The following is a 20,743-nucleotide window of genomic DNA, read 5'->3' as shown; positions in this document are numbered from 1 at the left end:
TCCTACGACGCCCAGGAGCCCCTTCCGGTTCCTTCGTGTCGGCGCTCGCCGGGCGACGGGGGCGGCTCCGGCCGGTCGGCGGGGCAACTCCGGCCACCTGCCGGATGTGTTGGAGTCCGCACACGCGCGATCCTGAAGCGCATGACACATGACGCGTCATCGGTCTCAACGGCTTTGTCCCCGGCGCCTGCCTCGGAACAAGGCAGCACTCCCACCACAGCTCCCTCTCCGTCGACGGGACGGCTCATAGGCATCGACCTGGCCCGCGGACTCGCGGTCTTCGGCATGTACGCGGCCCATGTCGGCCCGGACCCGTCGGTGGGCGGGCCGCTGGGCTTCGTGCTGGAGCTGGCGCGCGGGCGTTCCTCCGCGCTCTTCGCCCTGCTCGCCGGTTTCTCGCTCGTCCTCATCACCGGCCGCCCGCACCCCCGTACCGGCCGGGCCGGACGGCAGGCCGTGGGCAGGATCCTCATCCGCTCGATGGTCCTGGTCATGCTGGGCTTCGCCCTGACCGCACTGGACACCGACGTCGACGTGATCCTCGCGTTCTACGGACTGACGTTCCTCGCCGTGCTCCCGCTGTACCGGCTGCGGGTCCGGACGCTCGCGGTCATCGGCGCCGCGTGCGCGTTGGTCATGCCCCAACTCCTGTACGTGATCCGCCAGTCGATCGACAACGGGGACTGGGCCGACACCTTCATCCGCTGGGACCCGCTGGCGCGGATCAGTGACACGGACGGTCTCGTCGAACTGCTGTTCACCGGCGAGTACCCGGTGCTCACGTGGATGCCGTTCATGATCGTCGGCATGGTGGTGGCACGGCTCGACCTCGGCCGGGCCAAGGTCCGTGCCCGACTCGCCCTGACCGGCGGCGGGTTGGCCGTCCTCGGCTACGGCGGCTCGTGGCTCGCCCTGCACCTGGTCCCGAACGCGCACGCCACCGTCGCCGCGGCCACGGACGGAGACTCGGCGGCCTCGGCCTGGTGGTCCGACACCGTCGGCTACCTCACGGACGGCACCCCGGCCGCCTGGCTGCTGGTGGCTGCGCCGCACAGCCAGACGACCTTCTCCATCCTCGGCAACACGGGCGCGGCGCTCCTCGTGGTGGCCGCCTGCGTCACCGTCGCGGCCCGGATGCCCCGCGTCACGCGGCTCGCCAGGCCCGTCGCCGCGGTCGGCATGATCTCCCTGACCGCCTACGTCCTGCACATCCTCGCCATTTACGTGGTCGGCATGGAGGAGGAGACCGTCCCGGCCCTGGTCGCACTGCTCGCCTTCATCGCGACCGCCATGCTGCTGGCGACCGCCTGGACACGACGATTCCGCCGCGGCCCTCTGGAGTACCTGCTCCACGCCACCACACGGGTCACTCGCCACATCAAGTGACGTCCGGATCAGAGCGAATGAGTGCCCCCCCAGTGCCCCCCGTGCCGCCCGGCCCGACCGGGCGGCACGGGCACGGGTGCTCAGGCAGCCCTGCGGGGCGGAGGAGGGCGCTTGCCCGGTGGATTGGCCGGACATCGGACCCCTCGGCACAGCTGGATACCCCGGGTAGGTATCATCCCTCGTATCCACTCCGGTGGCACCCGAGACGCAAGGGACCCATGGCCAGTGCCCGCGACGAGGCGGTGAACCGCCTCGGACAGCTCGTTCGACCGCGATCGACGTCGCGGTTCGTCGGGCTGCTCGTGTGCACGCTGCTCCTCGGCCTGGTCGGCATGCACGGCCTCGGACCGGTTCCTGCGGGCGCCGCCGCTCACGATCCGATGCCGGTGGCCGCGCCCATGGGCGTGGTGGCGTCGATGCCGGACGCCTGCGATCACGGCGAAGGCGGCGGCTGCACGGGCCACGCCCAGCACGCGGATCCGACATGCGCGTCCGCGTCGGTCGCCGGTTCGCCAGCGATGGTGCCGGTGCTGCTGCCCGACGTGGCGGCCTGCGCCGGAGTACCAAAGGCCGTCGGTGCTTCCTCGACCGGCAGCGGACCCGACGGCGGCCGGGCGCCGCCCTCACTCTCCGAACTCCAACTCCTGCGGATCTAGAGCGGCCCGCGAGGCGTCGCACGCCACTTGGCGCGGCGCCGCGCTCAGGCATGCCCTTCATTCCCACCGTCCCAGGAGTTCCAGCATGACAGCGCACCGCGCACTCGTACGCCGTACCGCCCTGTCCGTCACCGCGGGAGCCGCCGCACTCGTCCTCGCCGCCTGCGGCAGTGACAGCAGCAGTGACAGCGGCAGCGGAGGACACGACATGGGGTCCATGGAGTCCGACTCCGGCCCCACCGCGACCGCCCCGGTCAAGGCCGGCGACCACAACGACGCGGACGTCGACTTCTCCAAGGAGATGATCCAGCACCACCGCCAGGCCGTCGACATGGCCGAACTGGCCGCCGACCGAGCCTCCTCGCAGGAGGTCAAGGACCTGGCCGCGAAGGTCAAGGGGGCACAGGACCCGGAGATCAAGACCATGTCGGGCTGGCTCACCTCGTGGGGCGAGGACGTGCCCGAGGAGATGTCCGGCGCCATGGACCACGACATGGCGTCCGCCATGCCCGGCATGATGAGCGGCACGGACATGGACAAGCTGGAGAAGGCATCCGGCGCCGAGTTCGACACCATGTTCCTCACGATGATGGTCGAACATCACGAGGGCGCCGTCGAGATGGCCGAGACCGAGAAGGCCGACGGCGAGTACGGTCCTGCCACGAAGCTCGCGGACGACGTCGTGACAGCCCAGACGGCCGAGATCAAGCAGATGAACAAGATGCTCGCCAAGGGCTGACGCCTCGTCAAAACATGGTGGGCCGACGGGGTGAGAGTCTCGTCGGCCCACCCGGGCGGCAGGCTTTCCCGCACCGCGCCCGGTCCGTTGGTGATCTCGGCGTTCGGAACGCAACCTTCGGTCGTGTACGGGTGAACGGCCACGTACGTTCACCCGTACCCCTTGTCGTACGTCTGGCCGCTCGCGCGGCCGGGAACAGCCCGGATTCGGAGAGGTACGTGTCACAGCAGCCACAGCGAGGACGGACCGGCCGCACTTTCACCGCCCGCGGGGTGCGCCGCGCCGCCCTGATCGGCAGCCTCGCCCTTCTTCCCCTGGTCACGGCCTGCAGCGGCGGGAGCGACGACAAGGCCGAGGGCGACAGCAAGCCGTCGACCGCCGCCATGGCCGCGGTCGTGGCGCCGGCGAAGGTCGAGGTGATCGCCAACCTCACCGGCTGCAAGGTCAAGATCCGAACGGACGCGGACGAACTCCGCGAGGGTGTCTGCCACACGCCCGAGGGCGACTACCTCATCACGACCTTTCCCGAGGAGAAGTACAAGCTGACCTGGCTGGACAGCGCCGCCATCTACGGGGGCAAGTACCTCGTCGGCCCGCGCTGGGCCATCAGCGCCAAGCCGAACATGCTCGGCCCGCTGCGCAAGAAGGTTGGCGGCACCGTCCAGGACCTGGAGGCCATGCACGCGCAGCCCTCCCCGAGTTCGTCGAAGAGTTCGTCGAAGTACGGGCCCGAACCGAGCTCGTCCTAGGGGCGGCCCCGCACCCGCTCCAGTCACCGAACGCACCCTCACGGCCGAGGCCGTGAGGGGACGTATCGCGTTGACCTGGGCTCATGCTCGGTGAGGTCCGAGCCCTCCGAGCCCTCCGAGCCGGCAGTGTCATCCGAGCCGTCCGACGAGGCTCCGCCGCACGCGATCGACGCCGGTCACGTTGACGCCGGTGACGCCGACGCGGAGACACCCACCGACGCGGAGTCACCCGCGAAGGGATCGGTGCGTCAACCGGCGGCCGGCGCGTAGGCGCTGATGACGTACAGGGCCTCGTCGTCGATCGTGTTCCTGTCCCAGTCCAGTGAGATCCGCTCCGGGTGGCCGTCGGGCGCGTACTCCGCCTCCGCCGTGTCGGCGTCGTCGCGCCGAGCCTGCTCCAGCTCGTCCAACAGCTCGCCGATGGTGGGTACTTCACCGGGCAACTGCTTCACCACCCGCCGGCTGTCCGCGTCGAGACCGACCGCCTCCGCGACCTTGCCGTCGCGGACGGTCACCCGGAAGGTGCCGATCAGACTCCGTTCCCCCTCACTCGACTTGAGCGTGTAGACGTACGAGTCGGGCTCCCGCCAGGTGGTACCGCTCGGGGACGTGGCGGGCTCCGGCTCGGCCACCTGGGCGGATCCCGAGGACGACTCGGTCCCACAGGCGACGGTCGCCCACAGCAACCCTCCGACCAGTCCGGCGACGGACACAGAACGACGACTGGGGTGAACGGCGGTCATGCGAACGGCGGTCATGGTGGCTCCCTCGGGGACGGCTATCGCTATGACGCCGGTCGGCCCGGGAACGTTCGGGCAGTGCCCATGCCGTGGACAGTCGAGAGCTCTCGAAGGGTGACGGCCTGATCAACTGTCGGGGATGCCGGTGCCGCTGAGGGCGGGGACGGTGTCCTCCCGGCGGGCCAGGGAGCAGGCGGCGAGCCGAAACTGGTCGAGTGTGTCGACGATGGTCCGGCCGACGGGCGTGTGGCCCCAGATGCTGATGCCCTGGTGGGTGCTGGGCTCCCAGGTGGTCTCGTCGACGACGACGGGGTTCCAGCCGACCTCCCACTCGAAGCCCGAGGGCGTACGGGCGTAGTAGGACAGCTCCTTGTCGTTGGTGTGCTGTCCGATGGACAGGGCCATGTCGAAGCCGAGTTCGCACACGCGCTGATAGCTCTGGGTGACGTCGTCGAGGGTGGCCGCCTGGATGTTGAGGTGCTGGACGCGGGTGCGTACCGGGTCGACGGGCAGGCCTCGGACGGCGGCGACGGCGATGGAGTGGTGGCGCTCGTTGACGCGCAGGAAGCGGATCTTGAGCTTGACGCCGTTGATGGTCTCGTCGATGCAGTCGGTCAGGCGGGCGTCGAAGACGGTGTTGAAGTAGCCCCGGAGCTGGGCCGGTTGGGCGGTCGTGATCGCGACATGCCCCATCCCCGAGTCACCGGTGACGAATCCGGAGGCCCGCATGCGCAGTGGCTCCGCCGACTTCAGCGGGGTGGTGTAGATCTCCTGGGTGATGCCCTTGGGGCCGGGAAACCGCAGCAGGCGTTCAACGCCGCGCAGGGCGGCTTCGTCGGGGGTGCCGTGGGCCATGGAAACACCGTGGGCGTGTATGCGGGCTTCGATCCGTTCGAAGGCGGCGTGGTCGTCGACGTGCCAGCCGGTGGCGACGACGTCCTCGGCCGGGCCGCGCCGGAGCAGGAAGCGGCACTCCTGGTCGTCGAGTCGGAAGCGCATCAAGTCCGCGTCGAGGGCGTCGTGGTGCATGCCGATGGCTTCGGCGCCGAAGCGGCGCCAGTCGGTGAAGCGGTTGGTCTCGATGACGATGTAGCCGAGATGGACGGCACCGAACACCGATGCGTTCCCAGGTGCGTTCATCGTCGGCCCGCCAGGAAGTCGGCGCACAGCCGGTTGAAGAGCTCGGCCCGCTCGAACTGCACCCAATGGCCGGTGTTGGCGACCAGATACAGGTCGCAGTTGGGCATGCGGTCGGCCAGCATGCGCCCGCCGCCGGGCCGGTTGACCCGGTCCTCGGCACCCCACAGCACGAGGGTGGGTACGGGGAGACGGTCCAGGCGCCGGTCACGGGTGAAGTCCATCTTCCACAGCGTGCGCAGCGCGTTCGGTCCGGACGGGCGACGCAATGGCGGGGCGGCGACGACCTCGGGGTCGATGCTGGCCCGGTAGCGCTCGTCGATCACGGAGTCCGGGACGTCGGCGGCGTTGAACACCAGGTACTGGCGGATGAACGTCTCCAGCTTCAGCCGCGAAGGCCCGTCACCGCCGTAGTAGTTGAGCAGACTGTTCAGGCCCGGTGTCGGGAGCGAGCGGGTGGTGCCGATACCGCCGGGCCCCATGAGCACCATGCGGTCGACCCGGTCGGGTGTGTCCAGTGCGAGCCGCAGCGCACAGGCACCGCCGTAGGAGTTTCCGACCAAGTGGGCTCGCTCCAGGCCGAGTTCGTCCATGACCCCGCGGATGTGGTCCGCGAGATGGCCGAACGGATCGGTACCGTCCATGCCCTTGCCGCTGCGTCCGTAACCGGGCAGGTCAGGGACCACGACCCGGTACTCCTCGGCCAGGGCCGCGATGTTGCGCCCGTAGTTGGAGACCCCGGAGGCGCCGGGGCCACCGCCGTGCAGGAGCAGCAGGGGCGGGCCGTCACCGGTCTCGGCGACGAAGATCTTCTTACCCGCGATGTCGAGCATGGACTCACGCATCGAAGGCAGCTCGGTCTGTGTGGTCATGGTGTCCTCGCTGACTGGATTACTGGGACTGGATCGTTGGGTTGATCGCGGGGGAGGGGATCACTGGTTGGTGGTCGCGGTCGTCGGACGCGTCGCCGGAGCGAATCCGGCCGGGGGCGGCGGGAGTTGGGCACCCGCGGGAGCGGCGGCGTAGACGTAGGCGTCCGGGCGCAGGGCGAGGGTGGCCGCACGGTGCCGGGCCAGCCAGGGCAACAGGACACCGTCGCTGTCGACGAGGGTGCCCTCGGCCGGCCGCGACCCGGCGGGCGTGACGGCGAGTGAGGGGACACCCGGCCGGTCCCAAGTGGGCTGGGGCGTGGCCGATTCGCTGTGCAGGAGCAGCCAGCGGTTGCCGAGCACGTCGTCCAGCCGTACGCGGACCCCGTCGGGCCCGGTCACCCAGGGCTGGGGGATCTGGAGTCCGGAAGCCTTGGTGCGGGGGAGCGCCTGCAGACCGGTGGCGTAACGGGCGACGGGTATCCAGCTCGAGTCCTGCAACCAGTTGCCGAAGCCCGGCACACGGTTGAGGAGCCGCAGTCCGGAGTCGCGCACCGCGGCCACGGATCTGCGCCGCTCGGTGATGATCCGCCCGACGAACACAGCACGTCTGGTGACTTCCCTGACATGCGGTTTCCGCTCGGCCTCGTAGGTGTCGAGCACGGTCTCGGGGAGTTCGCCGCGCAGGACGGCGTCGAGCTTCCAGCACAGGTTGGCCGCGTCGCGCACCCCGGCTGCCATGCCCTGGCCGATCCATGGCGGCATGGCGTGCGCGGCGTCACCGGCCAGGAAGACCCGGCCCACCCGGAAGCGCGAGGCGAAGCGCACATGGTGGCTGTAGACGGTGGCCCGCAGGATCCTGATGCTGTCCCGGCTGATTCCGTACCGGGCCACGAGGGCGTACACCGCCTCGTCGGTGGTCAGGTACGTCTCGTCGTCGCCCGGCAGGATCGGGAACTCCCATCGGTGGTGGCCGAGCGGGGTGGGACAGTCCACGGCTGGCCGCGCCGGATCGCAGTGGAAGCGCAGCCGGTCGTGGTCAGGCCAGGGCTTGATCATCTCCGTGTCGATCACCACCCAGCGGTCCTCGTACGTACGCCCCTCGTAGCCGACGTTCAGCTGCGCACGGATCAGGCTGGAGCCGCCGTCCGCCGCGATCACGTACGAGGCACGCAGCCGGGTCACCGAGTCGTCGGCCGTGCCGACCACCGTCAGTTCGACGCCTGCCCCGTCCGCGTCCTGGCGCAGCCGCACGCACTCGTGTCGCAGCAGCACCTCGACGTTCGGATGGCGGGCCACCCCGTCGCGCAGGACCTGCTCCAACGCGGGCTGGTAGATGAACAGTTGCGGTGGATGCCCGTGGCCGCGCGGGGTCGGGTGCGCGGAGAGGAAGGGGCGGCCGCGGGCGTCGACGAAGTCGAGGGGCCGCTCGGTCAGCATGTCCTGCCCCAGCCGTTCGGCCAGACCGATGCGCTGCCAGATCCGCATGACCTCCTCGTCGGTGGAGATGGCCCGGGCCCGGGTGTAGATCTCCGCGTCGCGTTCCAGCACGACGACCCGCAGGCCCGTCGCGCCCAGCAGGTTCGCCGCGGTCACGCCCGTCGGCCCGTAGCCGATCACCGCCACGTCGTAGTCGCCGCCCTCGCCACTGACTCCGCTCACCAGGCCCACCTCGCTGTCGTCCCTGTTCGCGATGTGTTGCGAACTCATTGCTGTAGCGTTTACTCCAATTGGAATGACCGCTACGGTAAGGTGACTGCAGAAGACGGTCAAGTGCCGGTACGACCAGGAAGGGCACACCCGATGACCAAGCCGCAGACAGCGCGCAGGAAGCGTGCGAACGGGGTGGAGTCGAGGCAGCGCATCCTCGACGCCACGGTGGAGATCGCGGGCGAGCGCGGATACGAAGGCACGTCCATCGCGGCGGTCAGCGCCAAGTGCGGCCTGCCCGCCAGCTCGATCTACTGGCATTTCAAGGACAAGGACGACCTGATCGCCGCGGTCATCGAGCGCAGCTTCGAGACCTGGCTGGCGGCCGTCGAACTACCGAGGGAAGAGATCGGGACTCCGCTGGAGCGGGTCAGGGTCATGGCGGCGAACGTGGCGAGATCGCTGGTCGACGCGCCGGACTTCCTGCGTCTGGGCCTGATGCTCGCCCTTGAGCGACGGCCCGTGGAGCCCCGGGGCCGGACGGTTTTCCTCCAGGTCCGCGAAGTCGCCGCCCAGAAGATCGCCGAGGTGGTTGGGACCCTGTTCCCGGACCTGGACGACGAGTCCGTACGCACCCTCACCACCTACGCCGTCGCCGGGGCCGACGGACTGTTCGTGCACCGGGAGCTCAACGGCGACGCCGTCGACCTGGTGGCGCTGTTCGAACTGCACGCAGAGCTGATCCACGACGCGGCGAGCCGCCTGGCATCGAGGAGCCAGGGATGACCCTGACCGCACCACAGCGCGAGGAAGCCCGTCGGCTCCTGCGCGAGGCAGAGCGGCGCGTGGCGCCGATCGACCCGCTGTCGGACCTGCTGCCAGGACTGGAACTGGCCGACGCCTACGCCGTCCAGCAGGGCAACATCGCCCGGCGCCTGTCCGCCGGAGCCACCGTCGTCGGCCACAAGATCGGCCTCACCGCGGCCGCGATGCAGCAACTCCTCGGCGTGGACGAGCCCGACTTCGGCCACCTCCTGGACGACATGGTCCACCGCGACGGCGGCACGGTGCCCGCGGCCCGCTACTGCCGGCCGCGCATCGAACCGGAGATTTGCTTCCGCCTCGCCCGGCCCCTGCGCGGCCCCGACGTCACCGTCGAGGACGTCCTGGAGGCCACCGAAGCGGTCGCCCCGGCCCTGGAGATCGTCGACAGCCGGATCCGCGACTGGAAGATCACCCTCGCCGACACGGTCGCCGACAATGCCAGCGCGGCCGGTCTGGTCTGCGGCCCCTGGACACCCCTGTCCGACGCACCCGACCTCGCCACCGTCACCGTCGACCTGTTCGTCGACGGCGAGCCCGTCGCCACGGGCAGCGGCAAGGAGGTCCTGGGGCATCCGGCCGCCGCGGTCGCCTGGCTGGCCAACACCCTCGCCGCCTTGGGCACCGCGCTGGAGCCAGGACATGTGGTCCTGCCCGGTGCCATGACCACGGCACCCTTCGTCGGCGCCGGCCAGCGGATCGAGGCCCGTTTCAGCGTCCTCGGCCCGGTGTCGGTGACCTTCGCCTGAGGCCTTTCGTCGGCCTGCGGGCTTCGCAGATCTGGCGACCTCTTACATCCGAGCACCTCGACCGGCCCCGTACATCCAAGGACCTCGACCAGAGGGCCTCCGCGCCAAGGAGCACCCCCTTCATGCCCCCTGCAACCGCACCTGCCCCCGCACCCTGGCCGGTCGCCGTCATCGGCTCCGGCAACATCGGAACCGACCTGATGATCAAGATCCTGCGGGGTTCCGGCGCCCTCACGATGGGAGTGATGGTCGGCATCGACCCCACCTCCGACGGCCTGGCCCGCGCAGGCCGTCTGGGCATCGCCACCACCGCGGACGGCGTCGACGGACTCCTCGCCCTCCCCGAGTTCGCGGACATCAGGCTCGTCTTCGACGCCACCTCCGCCACCGCCCACCGGGCGAACTGGGCCAGACTGGAGCCCACCGGCGTACGGGTCCTCGATCTGACGCCGGCCGCCGTGGGCCCGTACTGCGTGCCCGTGGTGAACCTCGACGCCCACCTCGACGCCCCGAACCTGAACATGGTCACCTGTGGCGGACAGGCCACCGTCCCGATCGCCGCCGCCGTCGCGCAGGTCGCCCCCGTCGCGTACGCGGAGATCGTCTCCTCCATCGCCGCGAGGTCGGCGGGGCCCGGTACCCGCGCCAACATCGACGAGTTCACCGAGACCACGTCACGAGCACTGCGTGAAGTGGCCGGGGCCAGGCGAAGCAAGGCGGTGATCGTCCTCAATCCGGCCGAGCCGCCGCTGCTCATGCGCAACACCGTCTACTGCCTTGTCGAGGGCGACTGCGACCACACCGCCATCGAGAACAGCGTCCTGGAGACGGCGGACAGGGTGCGGTCGTACGTCCCCGGCTACCGGCTCAAGCAGCGGGTCCAGTTCGACACGTACGGTCCGGACAACCCCCTGTACATTCCGCAGACGGGCGGATTCACCGGTACCAAGGTGACCGTGATGCTCGAAGTCACCGGCGCCGCCGACTACTTGCCCGCCTACGCCGGAAACCTCGACATCATGACCTCCGCGGCCGTCGCCGCCGCCGAGCGGATCGCCCAGCACGCCCAGCAGGCGCAGCACGGCCAGCAGGCCGAGCATGCTCAGCCCGCTGAATACGGCGAGCACGCCGAGCACGCAGGGACCGCCGCGGGAGCCCTCCGATGAGCCGCCTCTACATCAGCGACGTCACCTTGCGGGACGGCATGCACGCCGTCCGCCACCAGTACTCGGTCGATCAGGCCGTCGCCATCGCCACCGCGCTGGACGAGGCAGGCGTGGACTCCATCGAGGTCGCCCACGGCGACGGACTGGCCGGCTCGTCCTGCGTGTACGGCTTCGGTGCCCACACCGACCTGGAGTGGATCGAGGCCGTCGCCTCCTCCGTCACCCGCGCGCGGGTCGCCACCCTGCTCCTGCCTGGCATCGGTTCCGTGCACGATCTGCGCGACGCCCACAGCGCGGGGGCGTCCGTCGTCCGCGTGGCCACGCACTGCACCGAGGCCGACATCTCCGCCCAGCACATCGCGGCCGCACGGGAGTTGGACATGGACACGGTCGGATTTCTGATGATGAGTCACCTGACGGAACCTCAGAAGCTGGCAGTGCAGGCCAAGTTGATGGAGGGCTACGGCGCCACGTGCGTGTACGTTGTCGACTCGGGCGGCGCCATGGTCATGAGGGACGTCGCCGATCGCGTAGACGCCCTGCGGCAAGTCCTCGACCCGGCCACCGAGATCGGCATCCACGCCCACCACAACCTCTCCCTCGGGGTGGCCAACTCGATCGCCGCCGTGGAGCACGGGGCCCACCGAGTGGACGCCTCCCTCGCCGGGATGGGCGCGGGCGCAGGCAACGCACCGCTGGAGGTGTTCGTCGCCGCCGCCGACAGACTCGGATTCGAGCATGGCTGCGACCTGTTCGCTCTGCAGGACGCCGCCGACGATCTCGTACGACCGCTGCAGGACCGCCCCGTCCAGGTCGACCGGGAAACGCTCACGCTCGGGTACGCCGGTGTGTACTCCAGCTTCCTGCGCCACGCCGAAGCGGCCTCGGCGCGCTATGGCATCGACGCCCGAAGCCTGCTCGTCGAGGTCGGACGGCGGGGCATGGTCGGCGGCCAGGAAGACATGATCACGGACGTGGCGCTCGACCTGCTCACCGCACGGGAGGCGGGGAAGGCCGGGAAGGCCGAGAAGATCGAGGTGGCCCAGGAGGCCCAGGTGGCCCAGGAGGCCGCAGAGGGCCAGGAGCCCCAGGCGGCCCGAGAGGCTCAGGTGGCCCGAAAGCCTCAGGAAGTTGCCTCATGACCGCCTCCCCGGGCCGCCTCGACGTCCACCAGCACATCGCCCCCTCCTTCTACCGAGACCGTCTCATCGGTTCCGGCATCGCCGAGGCCGGCGGCCGCGCCCTGCCCGACTGGAGTCCTGAAGCGGCCCTGGAGCTGATGGATCTGCTGGGCACGGACACGGCGATCGTGTCCGTCTCCACTCCGGGAACCGCCTTCCTCACCGATCCGGAGGAAGCCGCCGACCTGGCACGACAGCTCAACGACTTCTCCGCGTCCCTGGTCGCGGAACACCCCGGCCGTTTCGGCTACTTCGCCACTCTGCCCATGCCCGACACCACCGCCTCCGCGGCTGAGGCCCGCCGGGCTCTGGACGAGCTGGGCGCCGACGGGGTCACCCTCCTGGCAAACAATCAGGGCGTCTACCTCGGCGCGGACGGTCAGGACGCACTGTGGCAGGCCCTGAACGACCGGGGTGCCGTCGTCTTCGTCCACCCGGCCGACCTTCCGGCCCCCGCCGTCGAGAACATCCCCCCGTTCGCCGCCGACTTCCTGCTGGACACGACCCGGGCCGCCTACCTCCTCGTACGCAACGGAGTGGTCCGACGCCACCCGCGCATCCGGTTCGTGCTCAGCCACGCGGGCGGGTTCGTGCCCTATGCCTCCCATCGCATGGCCACCGCCATCGCGGCCGACACCGGACGCAGCCCCCTGGACGTGCTGGACGACTTCCGCGGCTTCTACTACGACACCGCGCTGTCCTCCAGTCCCGCCGCCCTGCCCACGCTGCTCGCCTTCGCCCGTCCAGGGCATGTCCTGTTCGGCAGCGACTGGCCGTTCGCCCCCGCCATCGCGGGCCAGTACTTCGCCAACGGCCTCGACAGCGGTGTGGACCCCGGTGTGCTCCGGGCCGTCAACCGCACCAACGCGGAAGCCCTCTTCCCGCGCCTGGCCGGTGCAGCCGGCGTGCCGATCGCGGCCCGTCCGACGCCGACGCGCTTGAGGCAGTCGGCCCAGCGTGCCGTCGCCCGCCTCCTCTTCAAACTCGTCCAGCCCGGCACCGGTTGAGGCACGCAGCGGCGCTCAGGCCTGCCCGATACGGGAGTTGGCCGGATGCGTTCTGCGCGAAGCGTTGACTAGAAAGCGCTTGCCCCTTACGTTTCCCGTTCAGCAGCGTGACCCGCCGCTGGCATCTCGTATATGAGATGCCAGATGCCGGAGGCGTCATGGCCTGGGGACGTGCACTCTCCAGGATGTCGCCGAGAGCCTCGTGTGGAGGCGCTGCGTTCGCAAGGCGATCCACATGGTGAACATCGTTCACGTATCTGAAAAATGGACGCTCTCGAAGGGACGCACCCGCATGCGTACTCTCCCCCCACGCTCCCGTCCGAGGAGACTCGTCGTCTCCGCGGTCGCGGCAGCCGCTCTCGCCGTCACCGCCGCCGTCGCTCTGCCGCAGTCCGCGGGTGCCGCCGAAACCTCCCCCATCGGCTTCGGCGCCGGCACCACGGGCGGCGGCGGTGCGAGTGCCGTCACCGTCTCCACGCTCGCCGCGTTCAGGACGGCCGTCACCGGCAACACCGCCAAGGTCGTCCGGGTCAGCGGGCTGATCCAGCTCACCGGTCAGGTCGATATCGGCTCCAACACCACGGTTCTTGGCGTCGGTTCGGCGTCCGGCTTCACCGGCGGCGGGCTGCGGCTGAAGGAAGTCACGAACGTCGTCATCCGCAACCTCAACATCAGCAAGCCGGTCGCGCCCTCCGACGGCGTCACCGTGCAGAAGTCCACGAAGGTCTGGATCGACCACAACTCCTTCTCGGCGGACCGCGACCACGACAAGGACTACTACGACGGTCTGCTCGACATCAATCACGGCTCCGACAACGTCACCGTGTCCTGGAACACCTTCAAGGACCACTTCAAGGGCTCGCTCGCCGGCCACAGTGACAACAACGCGAGCGAGGACACCGGCCACCTGAAGATCACGTACCACCACAACCACTTCAGCAACGTCTACTCGCGCATCCCCAGCCTGCGCTTCGGCACGGGTCACTTCTACGACAACTACGTCGAGGGTGCCGACACCGCCGTGCACTCGCGCATGGGCGCCCAGATGCTCGTCGAGAACAACGTCTTCCGTACGACGAAGATCGCGGTCACGACGAACCGCAGCAGCGACGTGGACGGCTACGCCAACCTGCGCGGCAACGACCTCGGGGGAGCCGCCACCGAGATCTCCCGCACAGGCACCTTCACCAGTCCGCCGTACAGCTACTCCGCCGAGCCCGCCTCCTCCGTCGTCGCCTCGGTGACGAGCGGCGCGGGCGCCGGAAAGCTCTGACCGACCCCAGAAGCCGACCTCCACAATCCGCCCCCCCCAAACCGACCCCCGCAAACCGACCCCCACAACCGGAAGAAGGCACAGGGACATGACTTCTCCAGCGACCCCGCGCGCCCGTCGGCGCGCGCTGACCGGCACCCTGACCGCACTCGGCCTATCGTCTGTCATGATCACGACAGTGGGTGCACCGCCCGCGAGTGCCGCCACCTGGCCGACGCCGGCCAGCAGCCAGCCCGTGAGTTCGACCATCTCCGTCTCGGGTGTCAGGGACGGCGGCATGGTGCGGTACTACGGCAGCGGTGCTCTGGCCGGTGACGGCCAGGAGGAGGGCCAGGACCCGATCTTCAAGCTCGCGGCCGGCGCGACCCTCAGGAACGTCATCATCGGCGCGCCCGGTGCCGACGGCATCCACTGCGAGGGCAACTGCACCCTGCAGAACGTGTGGTGGGAGGACGTCGGCGAGGACGCCGCCACCTTCCGCGGCGGCTCGACCTACACCGTGACCGGCGGCGGCGCCAAGAAGGCGGCCGACAAGGTCTTCCAGCACAACGGGCCCGGCACCCTGAACATCTCCAACTTCGCCGTCAGCGAGTTCAAGACGCTGTACAGGTCGTGCGGCGACTGCTCCACGCAGTACACGCGCAAGGTGAACCTCAGCAACATCGAGGTGACCGGCACGGGATCCACCGCGCGGCTCGTCGGCATCAACGTCAACCGCAACGACGTGGCGACACTGCGGGGCATCACGATCCTGAACGACTCCAGCCGAAAGGTCATCCCCTGCCAGAAGTACAACAACAACACCGCGGTCGGCACGGGCCCCGACAGCACCAACTGCCTGTACGCCGCTTCGGACATCACCTACAGGTGAGCCGTGACGTATGAGCCGTGACGTGTGAACCGAAGCCCCGGCGGCCGGACGAACCTCCCTTCCCCCCCCATGGAGGTTCGTTCGGCCGCCGCTGCCGACTGCGGCTAGGCCGCGAGTTCCTTGGTGATGCGGTCGAGCATGAACGCCGAGGACTCGTGGGCCCGTTCCTCCCAGGCGAAGACGCAGGCGGTGGCCACCCCGTCGAAGTCCAGCTCGCGCAGGGTGCCGAAGAAGGCGTCCCAGTCGACCTCGCCCTGGCCGATGTCGAGGTGCTGGTGGATACGGGCGGTCGTCCCGGGCGGGTTGAGGATGTAGCGCAGGCCGGAGGAGCCCTTGTGGTTGAAGGAGTCGGCGATGTGCACGTGCTGGAGCTTGTCCCCGGCGTAGCGCATCATCTTCGCGATGTCCGCCCCGACTTCGGATGCCCCGGAGAGGTGGAAGGAGTGCGGGGCGCAGTAGAGGTAGTTCACCCAGGGCTTGTTGATCGCCCGTACGAGGTCGACGGCGGGGGTGTTCTCCTCGCAGAAGTCGTCTGGGTGGGCCTCCAGGTTGAGGGCGATGCCCTCGCGCTCGAAGACCGGCAGCAGCTCGTCCATCGAGCGCCAGAAGGCGGCCTCGCTCGCGGCGGCCTGCTCGGGGCGGCCGTTGAACTCCGAGTTCATCAGGGAGCATCCGAGATCGGCGGTGATCTCGATCATCCGCTTCCAGTAGCGGACGGCGGCCTGTCGCTCGGTCTCGTCCGGCGAGGACCACTTGTACAGCGGGAGCACGGAGGACAACTGAACGCCGTGTGTGCGCAGGGAGTTCTTCAGCGCGGCGACGCGTTCGTCGTCCGCCCGCGGGTGCAGGAAGAAGGGCATGAAGTCGTCGCGGGGTGACAACTCGATGTGCTCGTAGCCGAGTTCGGCGACCGTACGCACCATGTCGTCCATCGGCAGGCCGCGCAGCATGTACGGGTCGAGGGCGATCTTCATGCGGTGCCTCCGTAAAGGGCCGGGCGGGGCTTCATGTCGACGGTGACGACCGCGCCGCCGGAGTCCAGGGATCGCACGGCGGCGTCGGTGATGACGGTGGCGGCATAGCCGTCCCAGGCGGACGGACCAGTGGGCTCGACGGCCGCCTCGACGGAGGCGATCCACTCGCGGAACTCGGTGTCGAAGGCGTCCGCGAAGCGGTCCTTCCAGTCCTGCGGGACGGCGGTGCCGTGGCGCCCGGCGGCACGGACCCCGACGGCGGCCGGATCGGGCAGCCTGACGAGTCCCTCCTCGCCGACGGTCTCGCACTGGATGTCGTAGCCGTACTGGCAGTTGACGAAGACCTCCAGGTCGACGCGGACGCCGGCGGCCGTCTCGAAGTACATGATCTGCGGGTCCTTGAGATGCGCGAACCGCTTGCCCGTGGCGCGCGGAGTTACCACCTGGGCAGAAACGATCTCGTCGTCGAGGAGCCAGCGCAGTACGTCGATCTCGTGCACGGCGGTGTCCTGCGCGGCCATGCGGGAGGTGTATGCCTCCGGGACGGTCGGGTTGCGGTGGGCGCAGTGCACGATCAGCGGGGTCCCGATGTCACCGGCGGCGATCACCTCCTTCATCTGGCGGTAGCCCGCGTCGAAGCGGCGCATGAAGCCGACCTGGACCAGGCGCCGGCCGTGGGCACGCTCGGCCTCGACTACGCGCAGGCAGTCCTCGGCGCTGGTGGCCAGGGGCTTCTCGCAGAAGACGGGCTTGCCGGCCGCGAGGGCATTGAGGACGTGCTCCGCGTGGGTGGGGCCCCAGGAGGTGACGAGGACGGCGTCCACCTCGGGCGAGTCGATCAGGTCGGTACCCGTGGGGAGCGCGGTGGCGCCGGCGCGGGCGGCCACCTCGGCGGCGCGCGCCGCGTCGATGTCGGTCACGGCGGTGACGGTGGCCCCGGTGACGACCTCGGTGAGTCGTCGTATGTGGTCCTGGCCGATCATTCCGGCGCCGATGACACCTACGCGTACGGTCATGGTCGTTTCCTTCGAGGGGGCGTCGGGGGGGCGTCGGGGCCTTCGAGGGTGGTGCGATGTCTCGTGGGAAGGCATTCTGTCGCGCTCTACTAGCGCGCTCTAGTCCGAGTACGATGACTCGTGTCCAAATGTCATGTCAATGGCTTGTCGCCGGGAGATTTTCGAGAGCGCCGCCGAGGCGGGCGGGGCCGGAGGGTGGTTCACAGGTGGATGCGGCGGGCAGACAGCGGCCCACGATGGCGGACGTCGCCGCGAAGGCGGGCGTGTCCAGGGCGCTCGTCTCGATCGTCTTCCGCGACCGTCCGGGCGCGAGCCAGGAGACGCGCGAACGGGTCCTGCGCGTCGCCGACGAGATCGGCTACCGCCCCGACAGCGCGGCCCGGCTGCTGGCCCGCGGCCGCAGCCGCACGCTCGGCGTGATGTTCACCGTGCACCAGGCCTTCCACACGGACCTCATCGAGGGGATCTACCCCGAGGCCGAACGCCTCGGCTACGACGTCCTGCTCTCCGCGGCCGCGCAGGGCCGAAGCGAGGCGAAGGCGGTCGAGGCACTGCTCAGCCACCGCTGCGAGGCGCTGATCCTGCTGGGCTCCGACGCGGAGGCCGCCCACCTCGACGCACTCGGACAGCGCGCGGTGACCGTCTCGGTCGGCCGGCGCGTCCTCCGCGCCCGCGTGGACTGCGTGCAATCGGCCGAGGCCAAGGGTGTCCGACAGGCCATGGACCACCTCCTCGAACTGGGCCATCGCCGGATCGTGCACATCGACGGCGGCCGCGGACCCGGTTCGGTCGAACGCCGACGCGCCTACCGGGCCGCGATGCGCCGCCATGGGCTGGAGGCCGAAGTGCGGGTGATCCCGGGTGACCACACGGAGGAGTCGGGCATCGACACCGGCCGTCTGCTCCTGGCGGAGCGCGACCGGGGACTGCCCCTGCCGACGGCCGTTCTCGCGGGCAACGACCGTAGTGCGATGGGCCTGTTGATGTCCCTGACGCGGGCCGGCGTCGATGTTCCCCGCGATCTGTCCGTCGTCGGATACGACGACAGCCACCTCTCCCATCTGATGCCGATCGGTCTCACCACCGTGCGTCAGGACGCGCTGCTCATGGCGGAACACGCGGTGCGGTTCGCCGTGGAACGGCTGGAGGACCCGGAACTGGATCCGCGGGAAGCGGTGTTGGACCCGAAGCTCGTGGTCCGGGGGACCAGCGGACCTCCGCCGGAGCGGGCGACGACCGGCGGGCCGCCACCGGAGGGGTGACGTGAGTACGCGCCGAGGCGGAGCTCCCTGAGGCCGGTCGGTCGCCGGACGGCCAGGCACGGCACGTGCTGTCAGCCGACGTCGAAGAGATTCGGCAGTCGCAGCAGGTACCGGAAGCGGTCGTGGCGTTTGAGCGCGTCGAGTTCCGGGGCCCGGTACAGCGGGGTGACGGTGCATCGTTCTGCGGCCGAACCGACCCTGTCCAGCAGGGCGTTGACGGCTTGCCGGGCCGAGGTGTTGGCGCCTTCCATGGTGGCCAGATCGATCGGTACGGCCACGTAGTCGCCGGACAGGAAGAGGTTGGGGATCTTCGTGGCCGACTGCGGGCGGTGGTGGAAGGTCCCTGTCGGATGGATGAGCAGCTGCTCCTCGTTGACCGGGTTCGGGGTGCCGAGTCCGTCCACGGCCGGGTCGAGGAACCAGGAGTGCAGCACGGAGTCCTTGAGGACCGTACGGCCGGTGTCGTTGAGCGACGCCTTCAACTGCGCCCACACCTCGCGGGCGACTTCGGTGCGGGTGCACTGCTTGGCGGTCTTGCCGTACAGGATGCCCGGCCGGTCCCACTCGGAGACGTCCACGGACAGACAGTCCGCGACCGTGCCGTCGCCGAAGTCCTTGGGAAAGTCGTGGCCCGGCCAGTGCTGGGCCTGGGCGATCGCGGTCAGCGACCAGGGGGAGTCGATGAGGTCGAGGTGGCCGTGCAGGATCGGCGTGCGTTCGGTCAGATAGAACTGGATGCCGGTCATCCAGTCCGTCTCCAGCCGGTCGCACTCTGCGAGTTGGGGGTCCGCGGCACGTACGGCGGAGTTCCAGGTGCGCCGGGCGTGCTCGACCGGCATGGCCGAGATGTAGTGGTCGGCGGTGACGGTCCGGCGGGCACCGCCCGGGTCCTCCATGACGGCCCCGGCGATCCGGCCCGCGTCCAGGGTCAGGTCCCGTACGGTCCAGCCGACGTGGAACTCGACCCCGAGCGACTTCAGATACGTCACCCAGGGGTCGATCCAGGCCTCGTTGGTCGGCGCGTTGAGGATCCGGTCCAGCGGTCCGTCCGCGCCCCGCCCGAGGATGTTGAAGGCGAAGGCCTCCAGCAGCGTGGCGACCGTACGGGTACTGGCCTCCTCCGCCTTGGTGGCCACGATGTTGCGGGTGATGCCGATGGCGAGGATCCGCTGGTAGTCGTACGACATCCGGCCGGCCCGTACGAACTCCCACCACGGCATCTGCTCCCAGACCTCGTCGCGGCGTTCGTCGCAGCTGGTGAGGAAGACGAGGAAGCGGTTGGCGAAGTAGAGGGCCTCGTGGAGGGGGAGGTTGAAGGCGGTGTCCAGGACCGAGGTGAGGGCGCGGCGGATCTCGTCGGGGGTGAGTTCTGCCGGGGTGTTGCCGGGCCAGGGGAGCGGGATCCGGATGTCCTCGCGGCCGCCCGACCGGGCGAACAGCATCTCCTTGGGGGCGACGAGGTTGTCGTGGACGCCGTTGGGGTTGCCCGGGAAGGGGATGCGCCGCATGGTGTCGGGCAGGTTGTGGTAGATGCCGGGGATGAAGCGGAAGCCGTGCTCCCCGGGCAGGGGCCCGCGACCTCCCGTGGCGCTGTCCGGTACGTCCATGCTGCGGGCCTTGCCGCCCAGCGCCTTGCGCTCGTAGACCGTCACCTGGAAGCCGCGTTCGGCGAGTTCGTGCGCGGCCGTGAGACCCGCGACGCCCCCGCCGAGTACGGCCACGCTCTGTGGGGCGGCGCTGCTCCGGGCCGCGGCCCGCTGGGGAGTCGCCAGAGCGACCCCGCCGCCGGCGGCCGCGGCTGTTCCCAGGAACCCTCTGCGAGTGGTGCCGCCCATAGCTCCCCCGTACCGTCGGTAACCACTGGCGCACGAGGATACGAGCGCCGCACCGATCCCGGAAGGCGACCGACGAAGCCGGGGTCACTTTGGCTTGATGCCGCATCACGTCGGCCTCGACGGGACTGTGCCGCCTGTCAGCTCGTGCTGAGTGGTTCGGTTTGCTCAGTGTCGAGTTGGTGGTCGGCCCAGATGTAGCTTTCGGGAAGCAGGTCGGTGATGGTGACGGTCCGGAGGCGGTCGCCTGCCCCGACGATGACCTGCAGGGCCGGGAAGTAGTCGACAAGGACCTGGCGACACCGTCCACATGGAGGAACGACCCCGCGGTCGCGGTCGCCCACGGCGACGATCGTGTCCAGCTCGTAGATGCCCTGGGCGGCTGCCGCGCCGAGGAGGACCAGCTCGGCGCAGGGGCCGCCCGTGAAGTGGTAGGCGTTCACCGCGGTGACGATCCGGCCGTCCTGGGCACGGGCTGCGGCTGCCATGGTGTGGTTGTCGCCCCGGCAGCGAGTGCGAGCGACGTGGGCCGCGGTCTGGATGAGTTCGTGGTCGATGGGGTCGACGTCGTGGGTCTGCGCGGTCATCTTCTCTGCCTTCGTCAGGTGTCAGGCGACGTTGACCCGCGCGACGATGGTGCGCAAGCGAATATCGGCGGCGTGCT

The 20,743-nt window shown here is 69.7% G+C and carries 20 protein-coding genes; 12 read left to right on the top strand and 8 right to left on the bottom strand.

The window, feature by feature from the left end:
- Positions 1-141: 141 nt before the first annotated feature.
- The 4 genes from ACFWXQ_RS11750 (at position 142) to ACFWXQ_RS11735 (ending at position 3,530) form a co-directional block, all read left to right on the top strand.
- Positions 142-1,386 (top strand): DUF418 domain-containing protein, encoded by a 1,245-nt coding sequence (locus ACFWXQ_RS11750; RefSeq protein WP_383946404.1) that lies wholly within the window; start codon positions 142-144, stop codon positions 1,384-1,386.
- A gap of 218 nt (positions 1,387-1,604) precedes the next feature.
- Positions 1,605-2,042: a DUF6153 family protein gene (locus ACFWXQ_RS11745; RefSeq protein WP_383946407.1), complete on the top strand. Its 438-nt coding sequence runs from the start codon at positions 1,605-1,607 to the stop codon at positions 2,040-2,042.
- A gap of 85 nt (positions 2,043-2,127) precedes the next feature.
- On the top strand, positions 2,128-2,781 hold the full coding sequence (locus ACFWXQ_RS11740) for a DUF305 domain-containing protein (RefSeq protein WP_383946410.1): 654 nt from the start codon (positions 2,128-2,130) through the stop codon (positions 2,779-2,781).
- Between the two features lie 218 nt (positions 2,782-2,999).
- Positions 3,000-3,530 carry a hypothetical protein gene (locus tag ACFWXQ_RS11735; RefSeq protein ID WP_383946412.1) on the top strand — a complete coding sequence of 177 codons (531 nt, stop codon included), beginning with the start codon at positions 3,000-3,002 and terminating at the stop codon, positions 3,528-3,530.
- A gap of 248 nt (positions 3,531-3,778) precedes the next feature.
- Here the strand turns inward: ACFWXQ_RS11735 and ACFWXQ_RS11730 are convergent, their stop codons facing one another.
- The 4 genes from ACFWXQ_RS11730 to ACFWXQ_RS11715 all read right to left on the bottom strand — a co-directional run bounded on the left by ACFWXQ_RS11730 (position 3,779) and on the right by ACFWXQ_RS11715 (position 7,986).
- A complete protein-coding gene (locus ACFWXQ_RS11730; protein WP_383946415.1) occupies positions 3,779-4,288 on the bottom strand; it encodes a DUF6174 domain-containing protein in 510 nt (169 codons plus the stop codon).
- 108 nt (positions 4,289-4,396) lie between these two features.
- Positions 4,397-5,410: a VOC family protein gene (locus ACFWXQ_RS11725; RefSeq protein WP_383946418.1), complete on the bottom strand. Its 1,014-nt coding sequence runs from the start codon at positions 5,408-5,410 to the stop codon at positions 4,397-4,399.
- Positions 5,407-6,279, bottom strand: coding sequence for an alpha/beta fold hydrolase (locus ACFWXQ_RS11720; RefSeq protein WP_383946420.1), 873 nt, complete (start codon positions 6,277-6,279; stop codon positions 5,407-5,409). Before ACFWXQ_RS11720 ends, ACFWXQ_RS11725 begins: the two co-directional genes overlap by 4 nt.
- A 60-nt stretch (positions 6,280-6,339) precedes the next feature.
- Positions 6,340-7,986, bottom strand: coding sequence for a bifunctional 3-(3-hydroxy-phenyl)propionate/3-hydroxycinnamic acid hydroxylase (locus ACFWXQ_RS11715; RefSeq protein ID WP_383946423.1), 1,647 nt, complete (start codon positions 7,984-7,986; stop codon positions 6,340-6,342).
- A 93-nt stretch (positions 7,987-8,079) separates the two neighbouring features.
- On the opposite strand from ACFWXQ_RS11715, the gene ACFWXQ_RS11710 reads away from it, so the two are divergent.
- The 7 genes from ACFWXQ_RS11710 (at position 8,080) to ACFWXQ_RS11680 (ending at position 14,995) form a co-directional block, all read left to right on the top strand.
- On the top strand, positions 8,080-8,712 hold the full coding sequence (locus tag ACFWXQ_RS11710; RefSeq protein WP_383946426.1) for a TetR/AcrR family transcriptional regulator: 633 nt from the start codon (positions 8,080-8,082) through the stop codon (positions 8,710-8,712).
- Complete coding sequence (locus ACFWXQ_RS11705) at positions 8,709-9,497, top strand: 2-keto-4-pentenoate hydratase (RefSeq protein ID WP_383946429.1); 789 nt, start codon at positions 8,709-8,711, stop codon at positions 9,495-9,497. Before ACFWXQ_RS11710 ends, ACFWXQ_RS11705 begins: the two co-directional genes overlap by 4 nt.
- A 122-nt stretch (positions 9,498-9,619) precedes the next feature.
- Positions 9,620-10,663, top strand: a complete 1,044-nt coding sequence (locus ACFWXQ_RS11700; RefSeq protein ID WP_383946432.1) for an acetaldehyde dehydrogenase (acetylating) — start codon at positions 9,620-9,622, stop codon at positions 10,661-10,663.
- Positions 10,660-11,805: a 4-hydroxy-2-oxovalerate aldolase gene (dmpG, locus tag ACFWXQ_RS11695; protein WP_383946436.1), complete on the top strand. Its 1,146-nt coding sequence runs from the start codon at positions 10,660-10,662 to the stop codon at positions 11,803-11,805. The genes ACFWXQ_RS11700 and dmpG overlap by 4 nt, the downstream gene beginning before the upstream one ends.
- Positions 11,802-12,851 (top strand): amidohydrolase family protein, encoded by a 1,050-nt coding sequence (locus ACFWXQ_RS11690; protein ID WP_383946439.1) that lies wholly within the window; start codon positions 11,802-11,804, stop codon positions 12,849-12,851. The genes dmpG and ACFWXQ_RS11690 overlap by 4 nt, the downstream gene beginning before the upstream one ends.
- 292 nt (positions 12,852-13,143) lie before the next feature.
- Complete coding sequence (locus ACFWXQ_RS11685) at positions 13,144-14,124, top strand: polysaccharide lyase family 1 protein (protein WP_383946442.1); 981 nt, start codon at positions 13,144-13,146, stop codon at positions 14,122-14,124.
- 88 nt (positions 14,125-14,212) lie between these two features.
- Complete coding sequence (locus tag ACFWXQ_RS11680; RefSeq protein ID WP_383946445.1) at positions 14,213-14,995, top strand: pectate lyase; 783 nt, start codon at positions 14,213-14,215, stop codon at positions 14,993-14,995.
- Between the two features lie 104 nt (positions 14,996-15,099).
- Here the strand turns inward: ACFWXQ_RS11680 and ACFWXQ_RS11675 are convergent, their stop codons facing one another.
- Together ACFWXQ_RS11675 and ACFWXQ_RS11670 are read right to left on the bottom strand one after the other, a co-directional pair.
- Positions 15,100-15,969, bottom strand: coding sequence for a sugar phosphate isomerase/epimerase family protein (locus tag ACFWXQ_RS11675; protein WP_386268056.1), 870 nt, complete (start codon positions 15,967-15,969; stop codon positions 15,100-15,102).
- Positions 15,966-16,985 (bottom strand): Gfo/Idh/MocA family oxidoreductase, encoded by a 1,020-nt coding sequence (locus tag ACFWXQ_RS11670; protein WP_383957461.1) that lies wholly within the window; start codon positions 16,983-16,985, stop codon positions 15,966-15,968. The genes ACFWXQ_RS11675 and ACFWXQ_RS11670 overlap by 4 nt, the downstream gene beginning before the upstream one ends.
- A gap of 236 nt (positions 16,986-17,221) precedes the next feature.
- On the opposite strand from ACFWXQ_RS11670, the gene ACFWXQ_RS11665 reads away from it, so the two are divergent.
- Positions 17,222-18,247: a LacI family DNA-binding transcriptional regulator gene (locus tag ACFWXQ_RS11665; protein ID WP_383944833.1), complete on the top strand. Its 1,026-nt coding sequence runs from the start codon at positions 17,222-17,224 to the stop codon at positions 18,245-18,247.
- A 71-nt stretch (positions 18,248-18,318) separates the two neighbouring features.
- On the opposite strand, the gene ACFWXQ_RS11660 is transcribed toward ACFWXQ_RS11665, so the two are convergent.
- Positions 18,319-20,082: an FAD-dependent oxidoreductase gene (locus ACFWXQ_RS11660; protein ID WP_383944830.1), complete on the bottom strand. Its 1,764-nt coding sequence runs from the start codon at positions 20,080-20,082 to the stop codon at positions 18,319-18,321.
- 137 nt (positions 20,083-20,219) lie between these two features.
- Positions 20,220-20,666, bottom strand: a complete 447-nt coding sequence (locus tag ACFWXQ_RS11655) for a cytidine deaminase (RefSeq protein ID WP_383944827.1) — start codon at positions 20,664-20,666, stop codon at positions 20,220-20,222.
- Positions 20,667-20,743: the final 77 nt, after the last annotated feature.

Source organism: Streptomyces sp. NPDC058697 (assembly GCF_042715345.1).
GTDB classification, from domain to species: domain Bacteria; phylum Actinomycetota; class Actinomycetes; order Streptomycetales; family Streptomycetaceae; genus Streptomyces; species Streptomyces liliifuscus.
Note: the sequence above shows the minus strand (reverse complement) of the source record. Positions and strands in the feature narration are given on the sequence as shown.